Below are 20898 nucleotides of genomic sequence, written 5' to 3'. Positions count from 1 at the left end.
CTCAAGAGGATCGTGTCATGGACGGCAAGCTCCTGGCGCGCCTCGGCGCCGTCGTCTTCGTCGCCGTCGCCATCACCGCGACGGCGATCGAGATGACCCGGAAAGAGGAAGAGCCGCCCGTCCAGGCGTCACGGCGAAGCGAGGATATGCCGGCCAATCCGCTGCGCGAAGCGCAGCGGCGCTGCCAACTGCTTGGTGACGCCGCCGCGCGGGATACCGAATGCCTGCGCACATGGGCCGAAACCCGCGACCGCTTCCTTGGCGTTGCGCCGGCGCCGACATCCCCCCAGCCTGACGACGGGCGGTGAACCATGGGCGGCACCGGCGTCATCGACCAATTCCTCGAGGTCTTCACCCGCTACATCGATAGCGGCTTCGGCCTGCTCGGCGGCGAGGTGGCGTTCATCGCCACCACGCTGATCGTCATCGACGTGACACTGGCCGCGCTGTTCTGGTCCTGGGGCGCCGACGACGACATCATGGCGCGGCTGGTCAAGAAGACGCTGTTCGTCGGCGTCTTCGCCTACATCATCGGCAACTGGAACAGCCTCGCACGCATCGTCTTCGAGAGCTTCGCGGGGCTCGGCCTGAAGGCGTCGGGCACCGGGTTCACCGTCGAGGATCTCATGCGCCCCGGGCGTGTTGCGCAGACCGGCCTCGACGCCGGCCGGCCGTTGCTCGATTCCATCTCCAACCTGATGGGCTGGATCGCCTTCTTCGAGAACTTCATCCAGATCGCCTGCTTGCTATTCGCCTGGGCCCTGGTGCTGCTCGCCTTCTTCATTCTCGCCGTCCAGCTCTTCGTCACCCTGATCGAGTTCAAGCTGACGACACTTGCCGGCTTCGTGCTCATCCCCTTCGGTCTGTTCGGCAAGTCCGCGTTCATGGCTGAGCGCGTGCTCGGCAACGTAATCTCCTCGGGCATCAAGGTGCTGGTGCTCGCCGTCATCATCGGCATCGGCTCGACCTTGTTCTCCCAGTTCACCGCCGGCTTCGGCAACCAGACGCCGACGATCGACCAGGCGATGGCGATCGTGCTCGCCGCGCTGTCTCTCCTCGGACTCGGGATCTTCGGTCCCGGCATCGCCAACGGCCTCGTCTCTGGTGGTCCGCAGCTCGGCGCCGGCGCGGCGGTCGGAACCGGACTCGCGGCGGGCGGGGCTCTGGTCGCGGCCGGCGCAGCTGGTGGAATGGCCCTGCGCGGGGGCGCCGCCGCTCTTTCCGGAACCGCCGCGGCCGCGCGCGGCGGCGCGGCAATGGCCGGGGGCGCTTCGACTGCCTACAGCCTCGGCGCCGCTGGTCAGTCGGGAGCGTCGGCCGTTGGATCCGGACTCGGTGGCGTTGCCCGCGCCGCAGGCGCGGCCGCCACGTCACCACTGCGTCGCGCGGCCACCCGCGCCGCCGACAGCATGAAGTCGAGCTTCTCCGAAGGCGCCAAATCGGCGTTCGCCGCCACCGGCGGCGCGTCGACCATGGGCACGATCGGCGGAAGCGCGTCCGAGGCTGCGCCGTCCGCGGCAACTGACGGGCCGCCGGCCTGGGCCCAGCGCATGAAGCGTTCTCAGGCCTTGAGCCACGGTGTGACCGCGGCCGCCCACGCCGTGCGCAGCGGCGACAGCCACGGCGGCGGCTCTTCCATCAATCTCTCCGGAGGCGACCGCTGATGTTCAAAAGACCCTCGACCCACTACGGCAAGGCTCCCGAACCCGAGACGCCTTACCAGCGCGCCGCTCAGGTCTGGGATGAGCGCATCGGCGCCGCACGCGTCCAGGCGAAGAACTGGCGCTTCATGGCGTTCGGTTCGCTGATCCTGTCCGCCAGCTTCGCGGCGGCGCTGGTCTGGCAATCGGCCCGCGGCACGATCGTACCCTGGGTCGTCCAGGTCGACAGGTTGGGCCAGGCACAGGCCGTCGCGCCCGCTGTCGCCGACTACCGCCCGACCGATCCGCAGATCGCCTTTCATCTCGCGCGCTTCATCGAGCAGGTCCGCTCGATTCCGTCCGACGCCATCATCGTCCGGCAGAACTGGCTGCGCGCCTACGATTTCACGACCGACCGCGGCGCGATGGCGCTCAACGACTACGCGCGGTCGAACGACCCCTTCACCAAGGTGGGCAGACAACAGATCGCGGTCGATGTCTCCAGCGTCATACGGGCATCGCCCGACAGCTTCCGCGTCGCCTGGGTCGAGCGCCGGTACGAGAACGGCCAGCTCGCCGAGACGACCCGCTGGACCGCCATCCTCACCATCGTCGTGCAGGTGCCTCGCAACGCCGATCGGCTGCGCGCCAACCCGCTCGGCATCTACGTCAACGCCATCAACTGGTCACGGGAGCTTGGGCAATGAAGCCGTCTATCGGTAAAGCTGGAAACCCGGCTTCTCGCACTTCCGCATTTGCGGTTCTCCTCCTGTGGACATCGGCGCTCGCCGGCTGCGCCACAGCGAACAGGCCGCCGGAGATCTCTTATGATGATGCGGTGCCGGCGGCCCTGAGCGCCGATCCTCCCGCTCCCGTCCGGGTGGTCGAGGTGCCGCGACCTCTGCCGCTTCCTGGTCAGATGAAGCCTGTCGAACCATCCCGCGGCACACCCGAACCCACCGATCCGACCGCGCGCGTCAATCAGGCCAACGCCGCCGCGCGCGTGCAGCCGGTCCGCGACGGCTTCATCAATGCCATGCAGGTCTATCCCTATACGGGCGGCGCGCTCTATCAGGTCTATACCGCCGTCGGCCAGATTACCGACATCGCTCTTCAGCCGGGCGAGCAACTAGTCGGCTCGGGCCCGGTCGCCGCCGGCGACACAGTTCGCTGGATCATCGGCGATACGCTGAGCGGTTCGGGCGCAACCAGCCAAGTCCACATCCTGGTTAAGCCGACCCGCGCCGACCTGATGACGAATCTCATCATCAACACAAACCTGCGCACCTACCACATGGAGCTGCGCTCGACCGAGCGCACCTATATGGCTTCGGTTTCCTGGCAGTATCCGCAGGATCAACTCATCGCGCTAAGGCGACAGAACGCGCAAGCCGAGGCCGCCAGTCCGGTCGCCACCGGCGTCGACCTCGCCAACATCAACTTCCGCTATGCCATCGAGGGCGACCGCGCGCCATGGCGGCCGCTTCGCGCCTACGATGATGGACGCCAGGTCTTCATCGAGTTTCCGCGCGGCATTGGTCAGGGCGAAATGCCGCCGCTGTTCGTCGTCGGCCCGGAGGGCAACACCTCCGAACTCGTGAATTACCGCGTCCGCGCCAACTACATGATCGTCGACCGCCTGTTCGCGGCCGCCGAGCTACGCTTCGGCGCCGGCGACCGCCAGAAGCGCGTTCGCATCGTCCGCACTGACGGGAGGCCGACGTCGTGAGCGATCCTGCAACCCGGAAAGAGGAAGACGATGCGCCGCTGACCGGGTCGGCCAGCGACGCGGCCGACCCGATGCGGCTCCGTGGTGAGGCGCCGCGTGTCACGCGGCTCTCGCGCAAGGTGCTTGCCGGCATCGGTCTTGTCGCGAGCGTGGGCATTGGCGGCGCGCTCATCTATGCGCTCCAAACACGCGACAGCGGCAAGTCCGCCGAGGAACTCTATTCGACCGACAATCGCTCGACCGCTGACGGCCTTGCCGGATTGCCACGAGACTACAGCAGCGTCCCGCAGCTTGGTCCGCCGCTCCCGGGGGATCTAGGGCGACCCATCCTGGGCGCGCAGAATCGTGGCCAGCCGTTGCCGAGCCAGCCCAATCCTGGCCTTAGCGCTGAGGAGCAGCGCCGTCTGCAGGAGATCGAGACCGCCCGCGTCAGCAGGCTTTTCACCGGGACAGAGAACCGGCCCATGGCGTCGACGGGCTCCGGCGGCGCGACGATCGCGCCACCGCCGGCGCCTGATTTGGCCGGTCTCGGGCTAGCGCCACAGCCTGCCACGCCGTCGGCCGAGGATCGGCAGCTCGCATTCCTCAATGCGGCCGCCGATCGGCGCACCGTCGCACCGGATCGCGTCGCCGCGCCAGCGTCGCCGAACATCCTGCAGGCGGGCGCGGTCATCTCCGCTGCGCTCATCACAGGCATACGCTCTGACCTTCCCGGCCAAATCACCGCGCAGGTGACGGAGAACATCTACGACAGCCCGACAGGCCGCATCCTCCTGGTGCCGCAAGGCACGCGGATCATCGGTCAGTACGACAACAACGTTCAGTTCGGCCAACGCCGTGTGCTGCTGGTCTGGAATCGGCTGATCTTCCCGAACGGCCGCTCGATCGTCCTCGAGCGTCAGCCCGGCGCCGACGTTGAAGGCTATGCGGGCCTTCAGGATGGCGTCGATTATCATTGGTGGGACCTGGCCAAGGCGGCGGGGCTGTCCACGCTGCTGAGCATCGGCGCCGAGCTTGCCACTAATGACGACGACCGCCTGATCCAGGCGATCCGTAACGGTGGGCAGGACACCATCAACGATGCCGGCCAGCAGATCGTGCGCCGCCAGCTCAACGTCGCGCCGACACTCACGATCCGGCCGGGCTTTCCGGTTCGCGTCATCGTCACGCGAGACTTGGTGCTCGAACCCTATGGAGGTTAAGCGATGGCCAAACTCAAGCTAGGGGCGCTCGAAGACGACAAGCCGGTGAAACTCTCGGTGGAATTGTCCGCTGCTCTTCACCGCGATCTCATCGCATACGCGGAGATCCTTGGCCGCGAAAGCGGCAAAGTCGTCGAGCCCGCCAAGCTCGTCGCACCGATGCTCGCGCGCTTCATGTCAACTGATCGGGGGTTCGCGAAACTCCGCCACGCGGCCCGTTCCCGCTCGCAACCGGCGGGCAGCGCTCCTCCAAAAGCCGGATGAAATGCTCCACTGCAGGGTTGTCGTCGTGGCCCTTCCAATAGGCGCGATAGACGATATGAGTCGAGCCATTGCCGTCGCGCGCTTCACGATGGACCACGCCCGCATAGTTGGCGCCCATGCAGGCTTCGCACATCACGCTGACGCCGCAGCCAGCGCCGACCAGGCTCTTGATAATCTCCAGACTAACATCGTGCCGAACGACCTTAGGCAGATCGCCGGGAGAAGCCAGCTTCGCAACAAGGATATCATAGATCTCCGGGCCGGGATCGCGCTCGCACAAGAGGAACCGCTCGCGCTTCAAGTCAGTCCAGTAGACAATCTCGTTGGCGGCGAGAGGATGGTCCTGAGGCAGGGCAACGATAATGCGCTCGCTCCACAGCATCATCGAGCGGTTGCCGTCCAGTGCGGGCTCGCCGGTAACGATGGCGATGTCGATTTTGCCGTTCTCGATTCCCTCGGACAGTCGTGCCCGCGAGCCTTCGACCGTGCTGATGTGCACCTGCGGAAAGCGCCGAGAATACTCGACAAGCGTGGCGCGGAGATTGCCCGCCGACAACGACGTATAGAATCCGATTGTGATGTGTCCGGCTTCGCCCCGCCCCACCGCCTTGACGCCATCGATCACAACCTCCAGCTCGTGGAGGACGCGCCGCGCTCCGTGAACGAAGTCGCGCCCAGCCGAGGTCGGTCGCACGCCGCCATTGGTTCGCTCGAAAAGCTTAACGCCGAGTTGATCCTCTAGATGCCTGATCCGGCGGCTCAGATTGGATTGCTTCAGTGCGAGCGAGTCCGCCGCCTTGCGGAAGCTGCCATGGTGTGCCGCCGCCTCGGCATAGCGCAGGTGCTTTAGGTCAATCGGCACGAAAGCAGTCGTTTCGCTGCGCGGAAACAGCGCTGTCGAAGAACGCACCGCGTTCCGCATACATCGGAAACGCTCGGTCGACGTCGTCTACGCATTTCATCATCTCTGTGACGCTCCTCAGGCAGTTCGATTGTCGCCCCCCCGATGGCTACCGGACTTGGAGACTAACGTAGCCGCTCATCTATGGCGGCTTGGGACTTCGCTCTCAAAAGCAAACATAGTATCTCCAAGTCATTCAGAAGGTGCTCTGGATCGCGGTCGACTGCGGTCCTAAGAGCGTCCTTCAGCCATTCGCTCATGCCAGGATGGGCGAGCACCCACGCAATCTGCTTTTCGGCTTCTAGGAGAGGCTCAATGGGAGATTGCGAAGCGGCCATTCCACACTCCCTTCGTTCCCTTGGTCACGGGTTGCACTCCCCACATTGTCCCGGGTCCGCTGTCGCCGCCTTCACCGCGCGCTCTTCCCGGTAACCGCACCCCTCACAACTATAGACATCAGCTTTCAGCGCGAGCGTTGGGCCTCCGCACCGTGAACATGGCAGGCCGGATAGCCGTTTGGTGATGGCAAATCCGGGTCGAGCGCAGATCGGGCACAGGCTCCGAAACCGGCGGACAAGGTCCAGCGTCGCGCGTTTGATGGTGCGCATTCGAGTGGGGTTGCGATGGGCGCGCATATCGGTCTCAACGAAGGCGGCGCCGCAGATCGCGATCACCTCCTCAATCGCCCTTTGCAGTTCGGCCCAATCGTCGATGTCCTTGATCAGCGCGCGCCCGGGCGTCGGCTGCTGATCGACGCAGCCCATGACGATCACCCCATGTCCGGGAAATCGCGCGCGTTCGGCGAACGCACTGGCGCCGGCCAGGTCCGTAACGACGGTGTGGCCAAAATTCGTCGACAGGCCCGCATAATGACCGATCAATTCGAGACCGCTGACGCGGTCCTTCATTACGACAATCTCGCGGGCAAGCGGGACGAAGGGAATTTGGGGATGTGGACCGAAGCTTCCCTCGCTTGCTATTGCAACACGTGTACTCGGGCCATGCTCGAAAGCCGCCGCGATCTTAGCTCGTGCGGCGTCAAGCTGCGAACCAGTCCGCGCGATCTCTCGCGTAAAGGTCCCGAAGCGGTCGGTATCGAAGGCCGATGGCACGAGGCAATCGAGGCCGAGCGCCTCCGCAAGCAAAGGGGCGATCACGCGTTCCTTGCCGTGCATCGTGGCGATCACCGTCCGTGCGCCCGCCAGATGGAATTGGTCGCCGCCGACCTGATCGGGAAGCGCGTAGGCGGGGGTGTCGCGGGAATCAGAGATCGGCATGGAGGCGCGACCCCGCGTCGATTCGGAAAAGGCTATCCGCTGTGCTGTACATTTTTGGCGAAAGCTCCCTAGTTATCGGTTACTTTGAGGGTGCGGCCGAGCTCCAGAAGATGGAGGACACGATCCGCCAGCGCCTCGGCCGGCACGTCGTGAGAAGCGAGGCGCAGTTCCGGCGCCTCAGGCGTCTCGTAAGGCGCGTCGATGCCGGGGACATGCGTGATTTTTCCAGCCCGGGCCTTCGCATAAAGTCCCTTGGGGTCGCGCGCTTCCGCCACCGTCAGCGGCGCATCGACAAAGATCTCATAGAATGGATGGCTGCCGGCGATCTCACGGGCGAGCGCCCGGTCGCGCGCGTAGGGTGAGATCACGCAGACCAGCACGACAAGCCCGGCATCGGCCATCAGCTTGGCGACCTCGGCCATGCGGCGGATGTTCTCGACCCGATCCACCTCGGTGAAACCGAGATCGCGATTGAGCCCATGGCGGACATTGTCGCCGTCCAGCACAAACGGATGGAAGCCGGCGGCCATCAGCTTGCGGTCGACAATGTTCGCAATCGTCGACTTGCCACCCCCCGACAGGCCGGTAAACCACAGGATCGCCGGACGCTGCCCCTTCGCTGCGGCGCGTGCATCGGGAGCAGTATCGAAGTCTTGCCAGGGGATATTGCCGGCACGCCGCAGCGCGAAGTCGATCATCCCGGCGCCAACCGTGGCATGGGTGATGCGATCGACCAGCACGAAGCCGCCCATTTCGCGATTTTCGGCATAAGGGTCGAAAGCCACGGGGCGATCGGCTGCGAAGTTCACCACCGAGAGGTCGTTCATTGCGAGCTGACGGGCAGCCAGATGCGCACGCGTGTTGATGTCGATCCGATGCTTTAGCGCTGTGATGCTCACCGGCACTTCGTCCGTGCCGAGCCGCATCAGGTACTGGCGGCCGGGGATCATGGGCGCCTCGCCCAACCACAGCAGATGCGCCTGACACTGATCCGCGATAATGGGCGGTTTATCGGCGGCAGCCAGCACGTCCCCACGGCTTACGTCCAGGTCGCGGTCGAGCACCAGCGTGACGGACTGCCCGGCGGTGGCCTGGGCGGGATCACGCTCCGGGATGATCCGAGCGACGACGGCACGCGCGCCGGAGCGGGCTACAAGCACCGAGTCTCCCGGGCGCACGCTACCGCTCGCAATCCACCCGGAGAAACCGCGGAAATCCTGGCCTGCACGACTGACCCACTGCACCGGCAGGCGGAACGATCCGATCTCAAACGCATCGTCGACGTTGACCGACTCCAGCCATCCGATGATCGTAGGGCCGTCGAACCAAGGCATCGCGGCCGAGCGGCCCAACGCATTGTCGCCCTTGAGCGCCGAGACCGGGACGGCAACCGCATCGGTGAAGCCGAGTGCTTCGGCGAGGTCGGCAATCTCGGCAGCATGACGCGCGAACGCAGTGTGGTCGAAGCCAACCAGGTCCATCTTGTTCACCGCCACGGCGACGTGGCGGATGCCCATCAAGGCGAGGATATGAGCATGACGCCGCGTCTGGGTAAGGACGCCCTTGCGTGCGTCGATCAGCAGCAGGGCGGCATCCGCCTGCGATGCGCCAGTGGCCATGTTGCGAGTGTATTGCTCGTGGCCCGGACAGTCCGCGACGACAAACTTGCGCTTGTCGGTTTCGAAGAAGCGCCAGGCGACGTCGATCGTGATGCCCTGCTCGCGCTCGGACATGAGCCCGTCGAGCAGCAGCGCGAAGTCGAGATCACCCTCCGGCACACGGCCTTTGCTGTCATTGAACAGGCGCGCGAGCTGGTCCTCGTAGACGCAGTCGGCGTCGTAGAGGATTCGCCCGAGCAGCGTGGATTTGCCGTCATCGACGCTGCCGCACGTCAACAGGCGAAGCTGCGACTTGGCTTGCTCGGCGGCGATGACGCGGGCGATTATGGCGTCCGGGCTTTCCTCTTCCGGAATCTGACGAGTCGTGTCGCGCATCAGAAATATCCTTCCTGCTTCTTGCGCTCCATCGATCCGGGTTGATCGTGGTCGATCAAACGTCCCTGACGCTCGCTCATGCGCGTCGACCGCATCTCGAGCAGGACGTCGGCGAGCGTGGCGGCGGTGCTTTCGATTGCCCCGGTGTAGGGATAGCAGCCGATCGAGCGAAAGCGGACCGACCGCAATTCGGGCTGTTCGCCGGGCTCGAGAGGCATGCGGTCGTCGTCCACCATGATCCAGGTGTCCTGGCGGCGGACGACGGGCCGGAGCTTCGCGAAATAAAGGGGGACGAGAGGGATGCCCTCGATCCAAATATAGTCCCAGATGTCGCGCTCAGTCCAATTTGACAGCGGAAATACGCGCATCGATTCGCCGGGGGCAAGGTGCGTGTTCCAAGCGTGCCAAAACTCGGGCCGCTGGGTCTTGGGCTCCCAGCGATGGGCGGTGTTACGGTGTGAAAAGATGCGTTCCTTGGCGCGCGACTTCTCCTCGTCGCGGCGAGCGCCGCCGATCGCAGCATCAAAGCCCCAGCGCGCCATCGCCTGCTTTAAGCCCTCGGTCTTCATCGCGTGGTTGTAGACGGCCGAGGAAGCGGTGAACGGTGTGATGCCGGCGCCCGCCGCTTCTCCGTTCGTATGAATCAGGAGCTCGAATCCAAGCAGCGCGGCGGTGCTGTCGCGGTGCGCGATCATTTCCCGGAACTTCCACCCGGTATCAACATGCAGCACCGGGAACGGCAGCGGTGCCGGGGCGAACGCCTTTTGCGCCAGATGCAACAGGACCGAGCTGTCCTTGCCGATCGAGTAGAGCAGCACAGGTCGTCGAAAGCAGGCGGCAACCTCCCGGATAATGGCAACGGACTCGGCCTCGAGCCGGCGCATGTGCGAGAATCGTGCATCAACCCGGCTGGGAGCTTTGATGACTGTCATATCAGCGTGGTTCTCCAACTCTCGACTTTGTGCGGCCGCCGAAGAGATGGCAGCTTCTTGAGCTTCCAAGTGCCACTTGCAGAGACGGCGCGCGCGGCCAGGTCGCCACGACACGGCGCGCGCAGCCGCGCATGGCCGCAGGCATTCGCTTTGCCCGGCTTTCAAATGTCGGCATAGGTGTGTGTCTCTGCGGCGGCGCCAGGGTGGGTGACCGCGCCTTTCGATGCCGGCCCCACGGTCTGCGCAAATTTCCATAGCGCTCCGGACTGGAAGTCGTGACGGCGAGGTCGCCAGTCCTTGTGTCGGATCGCTAGTTCCTCGGCCGAAAGCTCGACATCAAGCGTGCCCAGTTCGGCATCGATAGCGATGATGTCTCCGTCCTTCAGCAATGCGATCGGGCCGCCAACTGCTGCTTCCGGGCCGACATGGCCGACGCAGAAGCCACGCGTGGCGCCGGAGAAGCGCCCGTCTGTGATCAGGGCCATCCTGTCGCCCATGCCCTGGCCGTAGAGCGCCGCCGTGGTCGCCAACATCTCGCGCATGCCGGGGCCGCCCTTCGGCCCTTCGTAGCGGATGATGATGACCTCGCCCGGCTTGTACTCGCGGTTCTGCACGGCGCTGAAGGCCGCCTCCTCGGAGTCGAAGCACCGGGCCGGCCCGCGGAATTTGAGGTCCGTCATGCCAGCCACCTTGACGATCGCGCCCTCCGGGGCGAGCGTTCCGCGCAGACCGACCACGCCGCCGCTGGTGGTGATCGGGTCGGAGATCGGGCGAACGATGTCCTGGTCGGTCGGGAAGACTACGTCGGCCAGGTTTTCGGCGATCATCTTGCCTGTCACCGTGATGCAGTCGCCGTGCAGGTAGCCGCCGTCGAGCAGCGCCTTCAGGAGCACCGACACACCGCCGATCTCGAACAGATCCTTGGCAACGTAGCGCCCTCCAGGCTTGAGGTCGGCGATATAGGGCGTGCGCCTGAAGATTTCGGCTACCGCGTGCAGGTCGAAGTCGACGCCCGCCTCGTGCGCGATCGCCGGCAGATGCAGCGCCACATTGGTCGACCCGCCGGAGGCCGCCACTACGGCGGCGGCATTCTCAAGTGCCTTGCGGGTGACGATGTCGCGCGGCCTGAGGTCGCGAGCCAGCAGGTTCATCACCGCCTTGCCGGACGCTTCGGCGAAGGCGTCGCGGCTCTCGTAGGGCGCCGGCGCCCCGGCCGAACCGGGCAGTGCGAGCCCAAGCGCCTCGGAGACGCAGGCCATGGTATTGGCGGTGAACTGGCCGCCGCACGAACCAGCGGAAGGGCAAGCGACACATTCGAGCGCGTGTAGTTCGTCCTCGGAGATTTGGCCGGCCTGGTAGCTTCCCACCGCTTCATAGACGTCCTGCACGGTGACGTCCTTGCCGCGGAAGCGCCCCGGCAGGATCGTTCCTCCGTACATGAACACGCTGGGCACGTTGAGGCGGACCATGGCCATCATCATGCCGGGCAGAGATTTGTCGCACCCAGCAAGGCCCACCAAAGCATCGTAACAATGGCCGCGCATGGTGAGTTCGACCGAGTCGGCGATCACCTCGCGGCTTACCAGCGACGACTTCATGCCTTGGTGGCCCATGGCGATGCCGTCGGTCACGGTGATGGTGGTGAACTCGCGCGGGGTGCCGCCAGCCGCCTTGACGCCCAATTTGACAGCCTGCGCCTGGCGGCTGAGCGTGATGTTGCACGGCGCGGCCTCGTTCCAGCAGGTGGCGACGCCGACAAAGGGCTGGGCGATCTCCTTTTCGGTCAGCCCCATGGCGTAGAGGAACGAACGATGCGGCGCCCGCTCAGGGCCGACCGTCGTGTGGCGGCTCGGCAGTTTGGATTTGTCGTAGTGATGTGCCATGGGGTCGGCCTTTCGCTTTACACGTCGATCAATTTCTCGCAGGCTGCCGGTTCGAGGAGGCGCCAACGAGCCACGCTCTCCGGACAGAACACACGCACGCGATCTCCGTCTCCAACCGGCAGCGATTCTGGCGGCTGCCACGGAGATTGCATGAGCGTGATTGTCTCGGTGTTTGGCGGCAGGCCGTAAAACCGGGCGCCGTTGAGAGACGCGAAGGCCTCGAGCCTATCGAGGGCTCGTTCCTCCTCGAAAACCTGGGCGTAGAGCTCAAGGGCAAGGGGCGCGGTGAAGATGCCGGCGCAGCCGCACGCCGACTCCTTGTCCCGGACCAGGTGCGGCGCCGAATCCGTGCCGAGGAAGAAGCGCGGATCGCCGGAGGTCGCGGCGTCCCTTAATGCGAGACGATGGCCCTCCCGCTTGGCCACGGGCAAACAGTACATATGCGGCCGGATGCCGCCTGCGAACATCGCATTGCGGTTGATCATGAGGTGGTGCGCCGTGATGGTGGCGCCGATGGGACCCTCGGCGTGCTGCACGTAGTCCACGGCTTCGGCGGTCGTAATGTGCTCCAAGACGATCCGCAGCGCGGGGAAATCGGCTTGCAGCCGGACAAGCACCCGGTCTATGAACGCCTTCTCCCTGTCGAAAACGTCCGTCTCCTGATCGACCACCTCACCATGGATCAAAAGTGGCATGCCGACGCCCTGCATCCTCTCCAACACGCGGTAGACCCGGCGAATGTCGGTCACGCCGGCGGCGGAGTTCGTGGTGCTGCGCGCCGGGTACATCTTGACCGCCGAGACAATCCCTTCGGCGAAGCCTTGTGCGACGTCTTCGGGATCGGTCTCTTCGGTCAGGAAACACGTCATCAGCGGCTCGAACCTGGAGCCGTCGGGCAGTACGCGCCGGATCCGATCGCGATACGCCGCCGCCTGGCTGGCCGTCGTTACCGGTGGATCGAGGTTCGGCATGACGATGGCGCGCCCGAACGCGCGTGCCGTCCAGGGCAGCGCCATGCGCAGCATATCGCCATCGCGAAGGTGCACGTGCCAATCGTCGGGTTTGGGGAGCGTTATCTCATTTACCAGGGTCACGTTCGCCCCGCTTCCCGCGCCTGACGCGCACCTTGCGGTTCTATCCAGAGCTCCAGCGGCGTGAGCCGCGCCGACTTCTTCGACTGGTGGCGATCCATGCGGCGGAGCACGTTGTCGAGGAAACGCACTGCCTCGACGATGAATGGTCCTTTGTTGAGCATCACGCATTCGGCGCGCTGCCCCATGGTCGCGTCGGTCACTTCCGCCCTGCTGGGTGCTCCTTCTTTCACCATCCCGGCCAAGACCTGGGTCGCCCAGATGACCGGCACATGGGCCGCCTCGCAAAGCCATAAAATGTTCTCTTGGACTTCGCCGATCCGTTCGAAACCAAGTTCGACCGCCAGATCTCCACGCGCGATCATGACCGCCAGTGGCTGTTGCCCGGCGCCATGCACGATCAGGTCGGGAAGGTTCCTGACGGCGAGCGCGGTTTCGATCTTGATCACTAAAGGCTGCACGGGACGTCCACCGCGTCGTGCTGCCAATTCCCGCTGAATAAGCGTGATGTCCGACGGACGCTGAACGAAGGAGAACCCGACGAGATCGGCATTCTCCGCAACGAAATCGAGATCGCGGAGATCCTTCTCGGTCAGAGGCGGAAGATCGAGCGCCGTATCTGGAAAGTTCAGTCCCTTTTTGCGCCTGAGCTTCTCCCCCTTGCTGCGCGCCTGCTCCACCCGAAGCATCGCGCCGTCGGGTTCGATCCTTTCGACGCGCGCTGCGATGCGGCCATCGTCGATGAAGATCCGTGCGCCGACCTCAAGCTGATCAAGAACTGCCGGGAACGTCACGCGGATGACGATATCGCCAGCCTCTACCTGCGCGGGCATGCGACCAGCCAACATGAGAAGATCGCCTCGGTAGAGCCGCGTCTTCTTCGGCGCGAAGACTTCGGCAATCCGGCATTTCGGGCCGGCGATATCCATGAGAATCCGGCAGGCTTTGTTTTGATCGGCCGCCGCAGCGCGGCTGTTTTCGATCATGGCCGCCCAGGTCTCCGGTCTCCCATGCGCGCAGTTGATGCGTAGGCAATCCGCCCCAGCACGAATGATATCGGCGACCAGGGCGCGATCTTGACTGGCTCTGGTCGGCAACGTGACCATGATCCGCGTACCGGGCCCGTGCGGATCGCTCCCAAAGATCCTGGCCTGCTCTCGCCTCAAAATCCGCCTTCCGTGCCGGAAGGCTAAGGGGGTGGAATGAGACACCGCGGGCTGACCGGCCATTTCGGTCAGCCTCGCGCAGACGACCTCAAGTGTTGCGATAACGCGGCCCTCACTCCGTCCGAGCGAAGTTAGTCCAAGCGCCGAGAGCTGATGCTGGAGATCGCTCAGATCATGGCGACGAAACGCCAGATACTGCGCAAGATTGATCGCTCCAGGCAGAAAACTCCGCCGCGCCACCTTGGGGGTCCAGTCGTCCACAATGGCTTGGCTCTCCTGAATGACGGCAGCTCGGATGCGAACCATCCTCGATAGGAGGCGCTTCGCGGATACTTTCCGGTCTGCCTCACAGGAGCGACCCGCAGCAGGACGTTTCAAGCTCGAAACTTGGATCGCATTCAGCGTCATTGGTTCTCCGATCGCGCGCCTCACATGATCACGCGGTACCGCGGCCGGCGGCCTCGATGTTCCTGCGCAGGGCCGGATCAAGTTCAAGCTTGTTGGCAAGATCATCGAGCCAGGCCGTCTCGGCCGGGGTATCGGCATCGATGGCGATAAAAGCCGCCAGATAGACTTGCGCGGCCGCCTCTGGACCTCGCGCAGCCGCCGCAAGCTGGTCCGGTGTGTCGGCGCGCGCGATCAGGGACTCAAGATAACGTCGTTCTTCGCTTGAGAGGCCGCTGGCTTCGACGCGCTCGATCAGACGGGCGCGCTCGGTTTCGTCAAAGCGACCGTCGGCCATGGCCGAAGCGATCATCGCGCGTAGCAAGAGCGTGGCGGTGCCATCCCGTGGCATCGCATCCGGAGGTGAGAGAAAGCCGCGCGAAGCTTCTTGCGGCGCACCGGCCTGACCCGGAATGAGGCCACCAAGCATGTCGCTGACGCTTTGCGGTATCAGCGGCTTGCCGGCACGGTAATTGCTGTACGCCTTGTAGGCGAGCCCACCGAGCAGGGCAGCACCGCCGATTTGCAGAGCGCCGCCGGCAAACTTCCGCGCGTGCTTCGAGGTCAAGAGCGTACCGGCCAAACCGCCTGCGAGCGCGCCGGTGCCGAGCGCACCCACATTGGCACCGAAGAAATCGCCGAGGCCCGCTCGTCCGCCACGATCGGCCGGTTGAGCACCTTCCACACCGCTTTGACCTGTCGTCGGGCTGCCCGACAGCACGGTGGTCAACAGCTTGTTCACATCGATCATATCGTTCTCCTGTGATGGACTGGCAGGTTCGCGCCTATCGGCATCCTGCGGGTTACCGTCGAGCGCGCTGCGGCGGGCGATGACGTTTCACGAGTGTCGGCATCGATGCACCAGGCGGGGGCGGCGAAGGATGCAATGATGTGCGCGACGGAGCAGACGGGACATCAATGGTCATTAATCGTCTCCTGCAGGGCGAGTGGAGGGCCGTGTTCCAATGGTATCCGGGAGCGGAGCTGTCAGGCCGTGGCTGGCGGCTTCGTCTGTCGCGGCCGTGCGAGTTTTCCATAGCGAGAACAGGACGCCGCCCGCGATGAGGGACAAGGTTACGCCGAGCGAGATCGCGGGGTCGGCCTTGCCGACGATCTGGTTCCAGAAAATCTTGGCGCCGATGAAGACGAGGACGATGGCGAGCGCGTATTTCAGATACTCGAAGCGGTGCACCATGGCGGCGAGGGCGAAATAAAGGGCGCGCAGCCCGAGGATCGCCATGATATTGGCCGTGAACACGATGTAGGTGTCGGTCGTGATGGCGAAGATCGCCGGCACCGAGTCGACCGCGAACACGAGGTCAGCGATGTTGATCACGACGAGCGCCAGGAACAGGGGCGTCGCGAAGCGCGCGAGCTTGCCCGTCTCCGGATCGGGCTTGCGGACGAAGAAGTGCGAACCGTGCAACTCAGCCGACACACGCATGCGCTTGGACAGGAAGCGCACGATCGGATTCTTCGACACGTCCTGCTCGTTCTCTCCCATGACGAGCATCTTGATCCCCGTGGCGATCAGGAAGGCGCCGAAGATATAGAGCACCCACTCGTACTGCTGCACGAGCGCCGCACCGAGCCCGATCATGATGCCGCGCAAGACCAGCACCGCGAGGATACCCCAGAGCAGCGCCCGGTACTGATATTTGGCGGGAATGGCGAAATAGCTGAAGATGAGCGAGATTACGAAGACGTTGTCGATCGAAAGCGCCTTCTCCAAGGCATAGCCCGTGAAATACTCCATGCCCGAGGTCGGGCCCATGGACCACCACAGCCAGGCGCCGAACACCAGCGCGATCGCGATGTAGAACGCGGACAAGATCAAGCTTTCGCCGACACCGAGTTCTTTGTCCTGCTTGTGGAGAACGCCGAGGTCGAAGGCGAGCAACGCGCCGACGATGCCGAGGAAGACGAACCAGAGCCAGACAGACTTGCCGAGGAAATCGCTGGTCAGGAAGTCGGCGAGCAGTTCCATGGTAATCCTTACTTTTCGGGTGTTTAGGAGCACCCGTTGGATGCGTCACAGGCCTAAGATTGCGTCCATGCTCAACTGCCAGCAGGGCCCGGACCTTTCGGGAGCGGCTGAGACGGTGGCGAGCGGCCCCAATTGCGATTGCGCCAATGGCTCTTGTTGGCGTTGTCGTCCTGGTTCTCGCCGTTGCGCAGCGGTGAAGGCAGCATCTCAATGCGAGAGCAGCACTGGCAGCGGCGGGTTGGCGACAATAGTCTTTGTCGCGCCGCCCAGGATGAAGTCGCGGATGCGCGAGTGCCCGTAGGCTCCCATGACGAGCAGGTCGAGGCTGCGCGCGGTAGCATAGTCTTCGAGAGCCTGCTCGATTGTCCGGCCGGCGGCCTCTTCTTCCTCGAGAACAATTTCGATGCCATGACCGGCGAGATGCTTCGTCAGTTCCGCGCCTGAGCTCTTCGTGTCCATCGTTTTTATTGGGGTGATCGTCACCACCCGCACGGTTTTGGCGCGCTGCAGGATCGGGAGGGCATCCGCCACGGCCCGTGCCGCGGGTCGACTGAAATCCCACGCCACGCCGACGATATCGAGGGAAAGGGAGTTGCTGCGTTTGGGCGCTTCCGGGAAGACGATCGTCGGTCGTCCGGAGCCGAAGATCACGCACTCGGCGACATATTGCTGTTGCTCTGCCTGCTCGCCGATCGGGATCATCGTGACGTCGTGCATTCTGGCGCGTGCAGTCACGATGCCCGGGATCTGCAAGGTGGTGCATGACACCATGATCGGCTGGTGTACAATGCCGCGCTTCGTCGCCATGCTTTCGAACGCACCGAACAGATCCCGGGCATTCGCCACACTTTTCTGCCGCTCGGCCGCAATCATCCCCGGGATGTCGAGCAGCTTGTTCGCAAGCACGTTGCCGACATTCGGAATCTCTATTTTGAAAGTCAGCGCCGAGATACTCGCGCCCAGCGCCCCAGCAAAGTCGACCGCTTGCTCGACCGCCGCAACTGGGGTGGGTTCGGGATAGCTGCTCAACTGAAGCATGACGTCGTTGAAAGCCATTCTCTCAACTCCCAGCGGGTCCTGATGGTTCGGGACGGCACCGCCCTGTTGCGCCGTCGTTGTTCGTCAGCCCACATGGTGTCTGTTCTTCCCCGTCCCTTTGGCCATGCGCGGATTGCTGAGCATGTGCGGAATGTGGGCTCAATTGATCATCAAAAAAAGCAGATTATTCGCAGTGCTTTGATCCAAAAAAACTGCGGATGGGAATGGCCGGTCGTGTTGAATTACAGGTCGCTGCATTATCTCTGGAGGGTCATAAAGACTGGCAGCATCGCTGCTCGCCGCCGAGCAGCCGCGCCTCGCGCCGCCGACCATCAGCGTCCAGATCGGAAAGCTCAAAGAAGCGCTCGGAACCGCGTTATTCCACCGCGCGAGGCGACGACTGGAGCTGACCGTGCCAGGCCAATTGGCTCTTGAACCGAGTCTTCGTTTCGATACCTACGACCACCTCATCGAGGCAGCGTGCCAAGCTTGGAACAACCTCATCGACCAGCCTATAGCCGTTGATGGTTGTTGACCGTGTATTCTTGGTTCTCGCCGTTGCGCAGCCGTGGAGGCAGCATCTCAATGTGAGAGGAGCACTGGCAGCGGCGGGTTGGCGACAATGGTCTTTGTCGCGCCGCCCAGGATGAAGTCGCGCATCCGTGAGTGCCCGTAGGCTCCCATGACGAGCACGTCGAGTTCGCGTGCAGTTGCATAGTCTTCGAGAGCCTGCCCGATTTTTCGGCCGGCGGCCTCTTCCTCTTCCAGGACAACCTCGATGCCATGACAGGCGAGATGCTTCGCCAGCTCCGCGCCTGAGCGCCTCGTATCGATCGTCTTCTCCTCAGTGATCGTCACCACCCGCACGGTTTTGGCAAGCTGCAGGATCGGGAGGGCATCCGCCACAGCCCTTGCGGCCGGCCGGCTGAAATCCCAGGCCACACCGACGACGTCGAAAGACAAGGGATCGCCGCGTTTCGACACTTCGGGAAAGACGATCGTCGGTCGTCCGGAGCCGAAGATCACGCACTCGGCGACATATTGCTGGAGGTCCGCCTGCTCGCCGATAGGGATCATCGTCACATCGTGCATCCTGGCGTGTTCCGTCACGATGGCCGCGAGCTGCGACGTCGGGCAAGACTCGATGATCTGCTCGTGTGGAACGCCGCGCTTCGTCGCCATGCTTTCGAACGCGCTGATCAGAGCCTGGGCAATCGCCACGCTTTTCTGCCGCTCGGCCGCAATCATTCCCGGGACGTCAAGCAGCTTGTTCGCGAGCACGTTGCCGACGTTCGGAATCTCGATTTTGAAAGTGAGCGCCGAGATGCGCGCGCCCAGCGCGCCGGCGAGGCCGACCGCTTGCTCGATCGCCGCAACCGGGGTCGCTTCGGGATAAGTGCTCAATGGGAGCAGGACGTCCTTGAAAGCCATTCTCTTTATCTCCTCAATTGCTCTGCTGTGTCACATTGACCGCGTCAGGCGGTTTTTCTTGCGTCCGTCGTCATTTTCGCCTGGCAGAGTTTCTTTATCTGCGTTTTCCAGCGCCGCGATCCGCTCTTTCAACGGCGGGTGAGTCATGAACAGGCGCTTCAATCCGCCGCCAGCGCCGCCCGCAATGCCGAAGGCTGCCATTTTGTCGGGAAGAGGCCCCGGGTGCAGCGCTGCCAGGCGATGAAGGGCGGCAATCATGGGCCGCCGGCCGGCGAGCTCGGCGCCGCCCCGGTCGGCGCGGAATTCCCGGTGACGGGAGAACCACATGACGATGATCGATGCGAGGATGCCCAAGAGCAGTTCGGCAGCGATCATGGTGACGAAAAAAGCCGGGCCGTGGCCGCGTTCGGTCTTGAACACCACCCGATCCACCAGGTGGCCGATGACCCGGGACAGGAACATGACGAAGGTGTTCACCACGCCTTGGATCAGCGCCATCGTCACCATGTCGCCGTTGGCGGCGTGCGACACCTCGTGCCCCAGCACCGCCTCGGCCTCTTCCCGGCTCATCTGCTGCAGCAGCCCGGTGGACACCGCGATGAGGGAGGCGTTCTTGCTCATGCCGGTGGCGAAAGCGTTGACCTCCGGCGACTCGTAGACGGCAACCTCCGGCATCCTGATGCCGGCGGCCTGGGCCTGGCGGGCGACGGTCTGCACCAGCCATTGTTCCGTCGGCGTGCTCGGCTGGGTGATGACTTGGGCGCCGACTGCCCTCTTGGCGGTCCATTTCGAGAGGGCCAGGGAAATGAAGGCGCCGCCGAAGCCGAAGACGGCCGCGAAGATGAGCAAAGCATTGAGATTGAGGCCCTGTTCATTGAGGTAGGGCTCGACCCCCAGCAAGCGCAGGGTGACCGACAGCACCAGCACCACGGCCAGATTGGTTGCTAGAAAAAGCGCCGTGCGTTTCACGCCATACTCCTCGCCAAATTCCTACTGGGCCGAAACCGTCAAACGAATCTCCACACGCCCCTCCACCTGGCGGAACAGCAAGAGATCGATTGCCTCACGGCCCTTCTTGAAGCGGTGATGCTCCGCCTCGGGCGAGGCCTCCTTCACCTCCCCGGCGTATCCCGCCGCCGCGAATCCTTGAACGTAATGCGCGCGCACCGAATCGAACGCGGCGCGCCCCGCGTAGCGGACCTCGACCGTCTCTTCGCCGCGCGCAAAATGGCTGCGCACCAAGCCGGGAAAGCGCGGTACCGGCCCGGCATCGGCGCCGCTCACGTCGCTGGCCGGCGGTGCTTCGACGAGCCCCGGCACCCACTGGCCGACCTGTTCTTTCAGGCCGGGCGCCACCTGTTCGATCTGTGCCATAGTCTCGCCGGCAAGGCGCCTGCCCGCCTCGGTCGCCGCCGGAAACTGCCCCCACAGCCAGGACAGCAGCGCGATCCCGGCCCAGGTAAACAGACCGAGGATTCCGAGAACGGCGGCGCCAAGGATCAGCCAGGTGCGCGCCCGCACCTTGCGCAGCGCCGAGAAGGCCCGCGCCGAGAACCGGCGCTGATGGAGGGGGCTGCGCATCACCACCTCACGGAGCCCGTTCAAAGGTGTCGCGCACGCGCCGCTGGCGGCGGGCCAGAGTCCGCTTGGCCCGATCCGAGGCACGATTCACCGCGACAGGAAAGTCCGCTTCGGTTTCCTCGATGACGATGTCGGGCAGCCCGTTCAGCCGCACGCGCAGATGGCAGCATTTGTCTATCCCGCCCTTCGGTCCGTTGACATCTGACAGGCGCACGACCACGCCGCGAATGCGGTCCTGAAATTGGGACAATGCGAATCCCAGCCGATGCTCCACATGCCCGCGCAGGCCGTCGGTGAGTTCGACGCCATGCGCCTGAATATCGATCTTCATCAATCCT

21 protein-coding genes are annotated in these 20898 nt (G+C 64.1%); 7 read left to right on the top strand and 14 right to left on the bottom strand.

The window, feature by feature from the left end:
- Positions 1-17 precede the first annotated feature (17 nt).
- Genes trbK-alt through ACTIF2_RS05830 form a run of 6 tightly spaced genes read left to right on the top strand, consistent with a single transcriptional unit; the run spans position 18 to position 4835 of the window.
- A complete protein-coding gene (trbK-alt, locus tag ACTIF2_RS05855) occupies positions 18-308 on the top strand; it encodes a putative entry exclusion protein TrbK-alt (protein ID WP_439496107.1) in 291 nt (96 codons plus the stop codon).
- A 3-nt stretch (positions 309-311) separates the two neighbouring features.
- The gene (gene trbL / locus ACTIF2_RS05850; protein WP_439496106.1) at positions 312-1664 is read left to right on the top strand and encodes a P-type conjugative transfer protein TrbL; all 1353 of its coding nucleotides are present in this window, start codon (positions 312-314) and stop codon (positions 1662-1664) included.
- A complete protein-coding gene (gene trbF, locus ACTIF2_RS05845; RefSeq protein WP_439496105.1) occupies positions 1664-2347 on the top strand; it encodes a conjugal transfer protein TrbF in 684 nt (227 codons plus the stop codon). Before trbL ends, trbF begins: the two co-directional genes overlap by 1 nt.
- Positions 2344-3369, top strand: a complete 1026-nt coding sequence (gene trbG / locus ACTIF2_RS05840) for a P-type conjugative transfer protein TrbG (RefSeq protein WP_439496104.1) — start codon at positions 2344-2346, stop codon at positions 3367-3369. Before trbF ends, trbG begins: the two co-directional genes overlap by 4 nt.
- Positions 3366-4571: a TraB/TrbI/VirB10 family type IV secretion system protein gene (locus ACTIF2_RS05835; protein ID WP_439496103.1), complete on the top strand. Its 1206-nt coding sequence runs from the start codon at positions 3366-3368 to the stop codon at positions 4569-4571. Before trbG ends, ACTIF2_RS05835 begins: the two co-directional genes overlap by 4 nt.
- 3 nt (positions 4572-4574) lie before the next feature.
- Positions 4575-4835: a DUF2274 domain-containing protein gene (locus ACTIF2_RS05830; protein WP_081766895.1), complete on the top strand. Its 261-nt coding sequence runs from the start codon at positions 4575-4577 to the stop codon at positions 4833-4835.
- Here the strand turns inward: ACTIF2_RS05830 and ACTIF2_RS05825 are convergent.
- From ACTIF2_RS05825 to ACTIF2_RS05780, 10 genes are all read right to left on the bottom strand, one after another.
- A complete protein-coding gene (locus ACTIF2_RS05825) occupies positions 4744-5757 on the bottom strand; it encodes a LysR family transcriptional regulator (protein ID WP_439496102.1) in 1014 nt (337 codons plus the stop codon). The genes ACTIF2_RS05830 and ACTIF2_RS05825 overlap by 92 nt on opposite strands.
- 341 nt (positions 5758-6098) lie before the next feature.
- Complete coding sequence (locus tag ACTIF2_RS05820) at positions 6099-7013, bottom strand: DUF6671 family protein (protein ID WP_439496101.1); 915 nt, start codon at positions 7011-7013, stop codon at positions 6099-6101.
- Positions 7014-7081: 68 nt separating this feature from the next.
- Positions 7082-9007 (bottom strand): adenylyl-sulfate kinase, encoded by a 1926-nt coding sequence (gene cysC, locus ACTIF2_RS05815; protein WP_439496100.1) that lies wholly within the window; start codon positions 9005-9007, stop codon positions 7082-7084.
- Positions 9007-9939 carry a sulfate adenylyltransferase subunit CysD gene (gene cysD / locus ACTIF2_RS05810; protein WP_439496099.1) on the bottom strand — a complete coding sequence of 311 codons (933 nt, stop codon included), beginning with the start codon at positions 9937-9939 and terminating at the stop codon, positions 9007-9009. Before cysD ends, cysC begins: the two co-directional genes overlap by 1 nt.
- 161 nt (positions 9940-10100) lie before the next feature.
- Positions 10101-11822: a dihydroxy-acid dehydratase gene (ilvD, locus tag ACTIF2_RS05805; protein WP_439496098.1), complete on the bottom strand. Its 1722-nt coding sequence runs from the start codon at positions 11820-11822 to the stop codon at positions 10101-10103.
- A 17-nt stretch (positions 11823-11839) separates the two neighbouring features.
- Entirely contained in the window at positions 11840-12910 is a 1071-nt protein-coding gene (gene pyrC / locus ACTIF2_RS05800; RefSeq protein WP_439496493.1) for a dihydroorotase, read from the bottom strand.
- Positions 12911-12912: 2 nt separating this feature from the next.
- Complete coding sequence (locus tag ACTIF2_RS05795) at positions 12913-14340, bottom strand: pyruvate kinase (protein WP_439496097.1); 1428 nt, start codon at positions 14338-14340, stop codon at positions 12913-12915.
- A 175-nt stretch (positions 14341-14515) separates the two neighbouring features.
- Positions 14516-15274, bottom strand: coding sequence for a tellurite resistance TerB family protein (locus tag ACTIF2_RS05790; RefSeq protein WP_439496096.1), 759 nt, complete (start codon positions 15272-15274; stop codon positions 14516-14518).
- A gap of 174 nt (positions 15275-15448) precedes the next feature.
- Positions 15449-16510 carry a TerC family protein gene (locus ACTIF2_RS05785; RefSeq protein ID WP_439496095.1) on the bottom strand — a complete coding sequence of 354 codons (1062 nt, stop codon included), beginning with the start codon at positions 16508-16510 and terminating at the stop codon, positions 15449-15451.
- A 207-nt stretch (positions 16511-16717) separates the two neighbouring features.
- Positions 16718-17566: a universal stress protein gene (locus ACTIF2_RS05780; protein ID WP_439496094.1), complete on the bottom strand. Its 849-nt coding sequence runs from the start codon at positions 17564-17566 to the stop codon at positions 16718-16720.
- Between the two features lie 262 nt (positions 17567-17828).
- Here ACTIF2_RS05780 and ACTIF2_RS05775 point away from each other — a divergent pair, with 262 nt between their 5' ends.
- Complete coding sequence (locus ACTIF2_RS05775) at positions 17829-18083, top strand: helix-turn-helix domain-containing protein (RefSeq protein ID WP_439496492.1); 255 nt, start codon at positions 17829-17831, stop codon at positions 18081-18083.
- A 47-nt stretch (positions 18084-18130) separates the two neighbouring features.
- Here ACTIF2_RS05775 and ACTIF2_RS05770 read toward each other — a convergent pair whose 3' ends face one another.
- From ACTIF2_RS05770 to ACTIF2_RS05755, 4 genes are read right to left on the bottom strand one after another with little or no spacing between them, the layout of a single operon-like run.
- The gene (locus ACTIF2_RS05770) at positions 18131-18979 is read right to left on the bottom strand and encodes a universal stress protein (protein WP_439496093.1); all 849 of its coding nucleotides are present in this window, start codon (positions 18977-18979) and stop codon (positions 18131-18133) included.
- 30 nt (positions 18980-19009) lie between these two features.
- Entirely contained in the window at positions 19010-19948 is a 939-nt protein-coding gene (gene htpX / locus ACTIF2_RS05765; protein ID WP_439496092.1) for a protease HtpX, read from the bottom strand.
- A 21-nt stretch (positions 19949-19969) separates the two neighbouring features.
- Positions 19970-20560 carry a hypothetical protein gene (locus tag ACTIF2_RS05760; protein ID WP_439496091.1) on the bottom strand — a complete coding sequence of 197 codons (591 nt, stop codon included), beginning with the start codon at positions 20558-20560 and terminating at the stop codon, positions 19970-19972.
- A 7-nt stretch (positions 20561-20567) separates the two neighbouring features.
- On the bottom strand, positions 20568-20891 hold the full coding sequence (locus ACTIF2_RS05755; RefSeq protein WP_439496090.1) for an HPF/RaiA family ribosome-associated protein: 324 nt from the start codon (positions 20889-20891) through the stop codon (positions 20568-20570).
- Between the last annotated feature and the right edge of the window lie 7 nt (positions 20892-20898).

The organism is Allobosea sp. (assembly GCF_051860145.1).
Lineage (GTDB): Bacteria > Pseudomonadota > Alphaproteobacteria > Rhizobiales > Beijerinckiaceae > Allobosea.
Note: the sequence above shows the minus strand (reverse complement) of the source record. Positions and strands in the feature narration are given on the sequence as shown.

What these genes read in the sequence shown, in the direction of transcription:
- ACTIF2_RS05790 (WP_439496096.1), bottom strand. Translation starts at nt 15,274, where the DNA reads ATGATCGATGTGAACAAGCTGTTGACCACCGTGCTGTCGGGCAGCCCG.
- cysD (WP_439496099.1), bottom strand. Translation starts at nt 9,939, where the DNA reads ATGACAGTCATCAAAGCTCCCAGCCGGGTTGATGCACGATTCTCGCAC.
- cysC (WP_439496100.1), bottom strand. Translation starts at nt 9,007, where the DNA reads ATGCGCGACACGACTCGTCAGATTCCGGAAGAGGAAAGCCCGGACGCC.
- ACTIF2_RS05780 (WP_439496094.1), bottom strand. Translation starts at nt 17,566, where the DNA reads ATGGCTTTCAACGACGTCATGCTTCAGTTGAGCAGCTATCCCGAACCC.
- ACTIF2_RS05760 (WP_439496091.1), bottom strand. Translation starts at nt 20,560, where the DNA reads ATGCGCAGCCCCCTCCATCAGCGCCGGTTCTCGGCGCGGGCCTTCTCG.
- ACTIF2_RS05830 (WP_081766895.1), top strand. Translation starts at nt 4,575, where the DNA reads ATGGCCAAACTCAAGCTAGGGGCGCTCGAAGACGACAAGCCGGTGAAA.
- trbL (WP_439496106.1), top strand. Translation starts at nt 312, where the DNA reads ATGGGCGGCACCGGCGTCATCGACCAATTCCTCGAGGTCTTCACCCGC.
- ACTIF2_RS05755 (WP_439496090.1), bottom strand. Translation starts at nt 20,891, where the DNA reads ATGAAGATCGATATTCAGGCGCATGGCGTCGAACTCACCGACGGCCTG.
- trbG (WP_439496104.1), top strand. Translation starts at nt 2,344, where the DNA reads ATGAAGCCGTCTATCGGTAAAGCTGGAAACCCGGCTTCTCGCACTTCC.
- ACTIF2_RS05770 (WP_439496093.1), bottom strand. Translation starts at nt 18,979, where the DNA reads ATGGCTTTCAAGGACGTCCTGCTCCCATTGAGCACTTATCCCGAAGCG.
- ACTIF2_RS05825 (WP_439496102.1), bottom strand. Translation starts at nt 5,757, where the DNA reads ATGCGGAACGCGGTGCGTTCTTCGACAGCGCTGTTTCCGCGCAGCGAA.
- ACTIF2_RS05785 (WP_439496095.1), bottom strand. Translation starts at nt 16,510, where the DNA reads ATGGAACTGCTCGCCGACTTCCTGACCAGCGATTTCCTCGGCAAGTCT.
- trbK-alt (WP_439496107.1), top strand. Translation starts at nt 18, where the DNA reads ATGGACGGCAAGCTCCTGGCGCGCCTCGGCGCCGTCGTCTTCGTCGCC.
- trbF (WP_439496105.1), top strand. Translation starts at nt 1,664, where the DNA reads ATGTTCAAAAGACCCTCGACCCACTACGGCAAGGCTCCCGAACCCGAG.
- ilvD (WP_439496098.1), bottom strand. Translation starts at nt 11,822, where the DNA reads ATGGCACATCACTACGACAAATCCAAACTGCCGAGCCGCCACACGACG.
- ACTIF2_RS05820 (WP_439496101.1), bottom strand. Translation starts at nt 7,013, where the DNA reads ATGCCGATCTCTGATTCCCGCGACACCCCCGCCTACGCGCTTCCCGAT.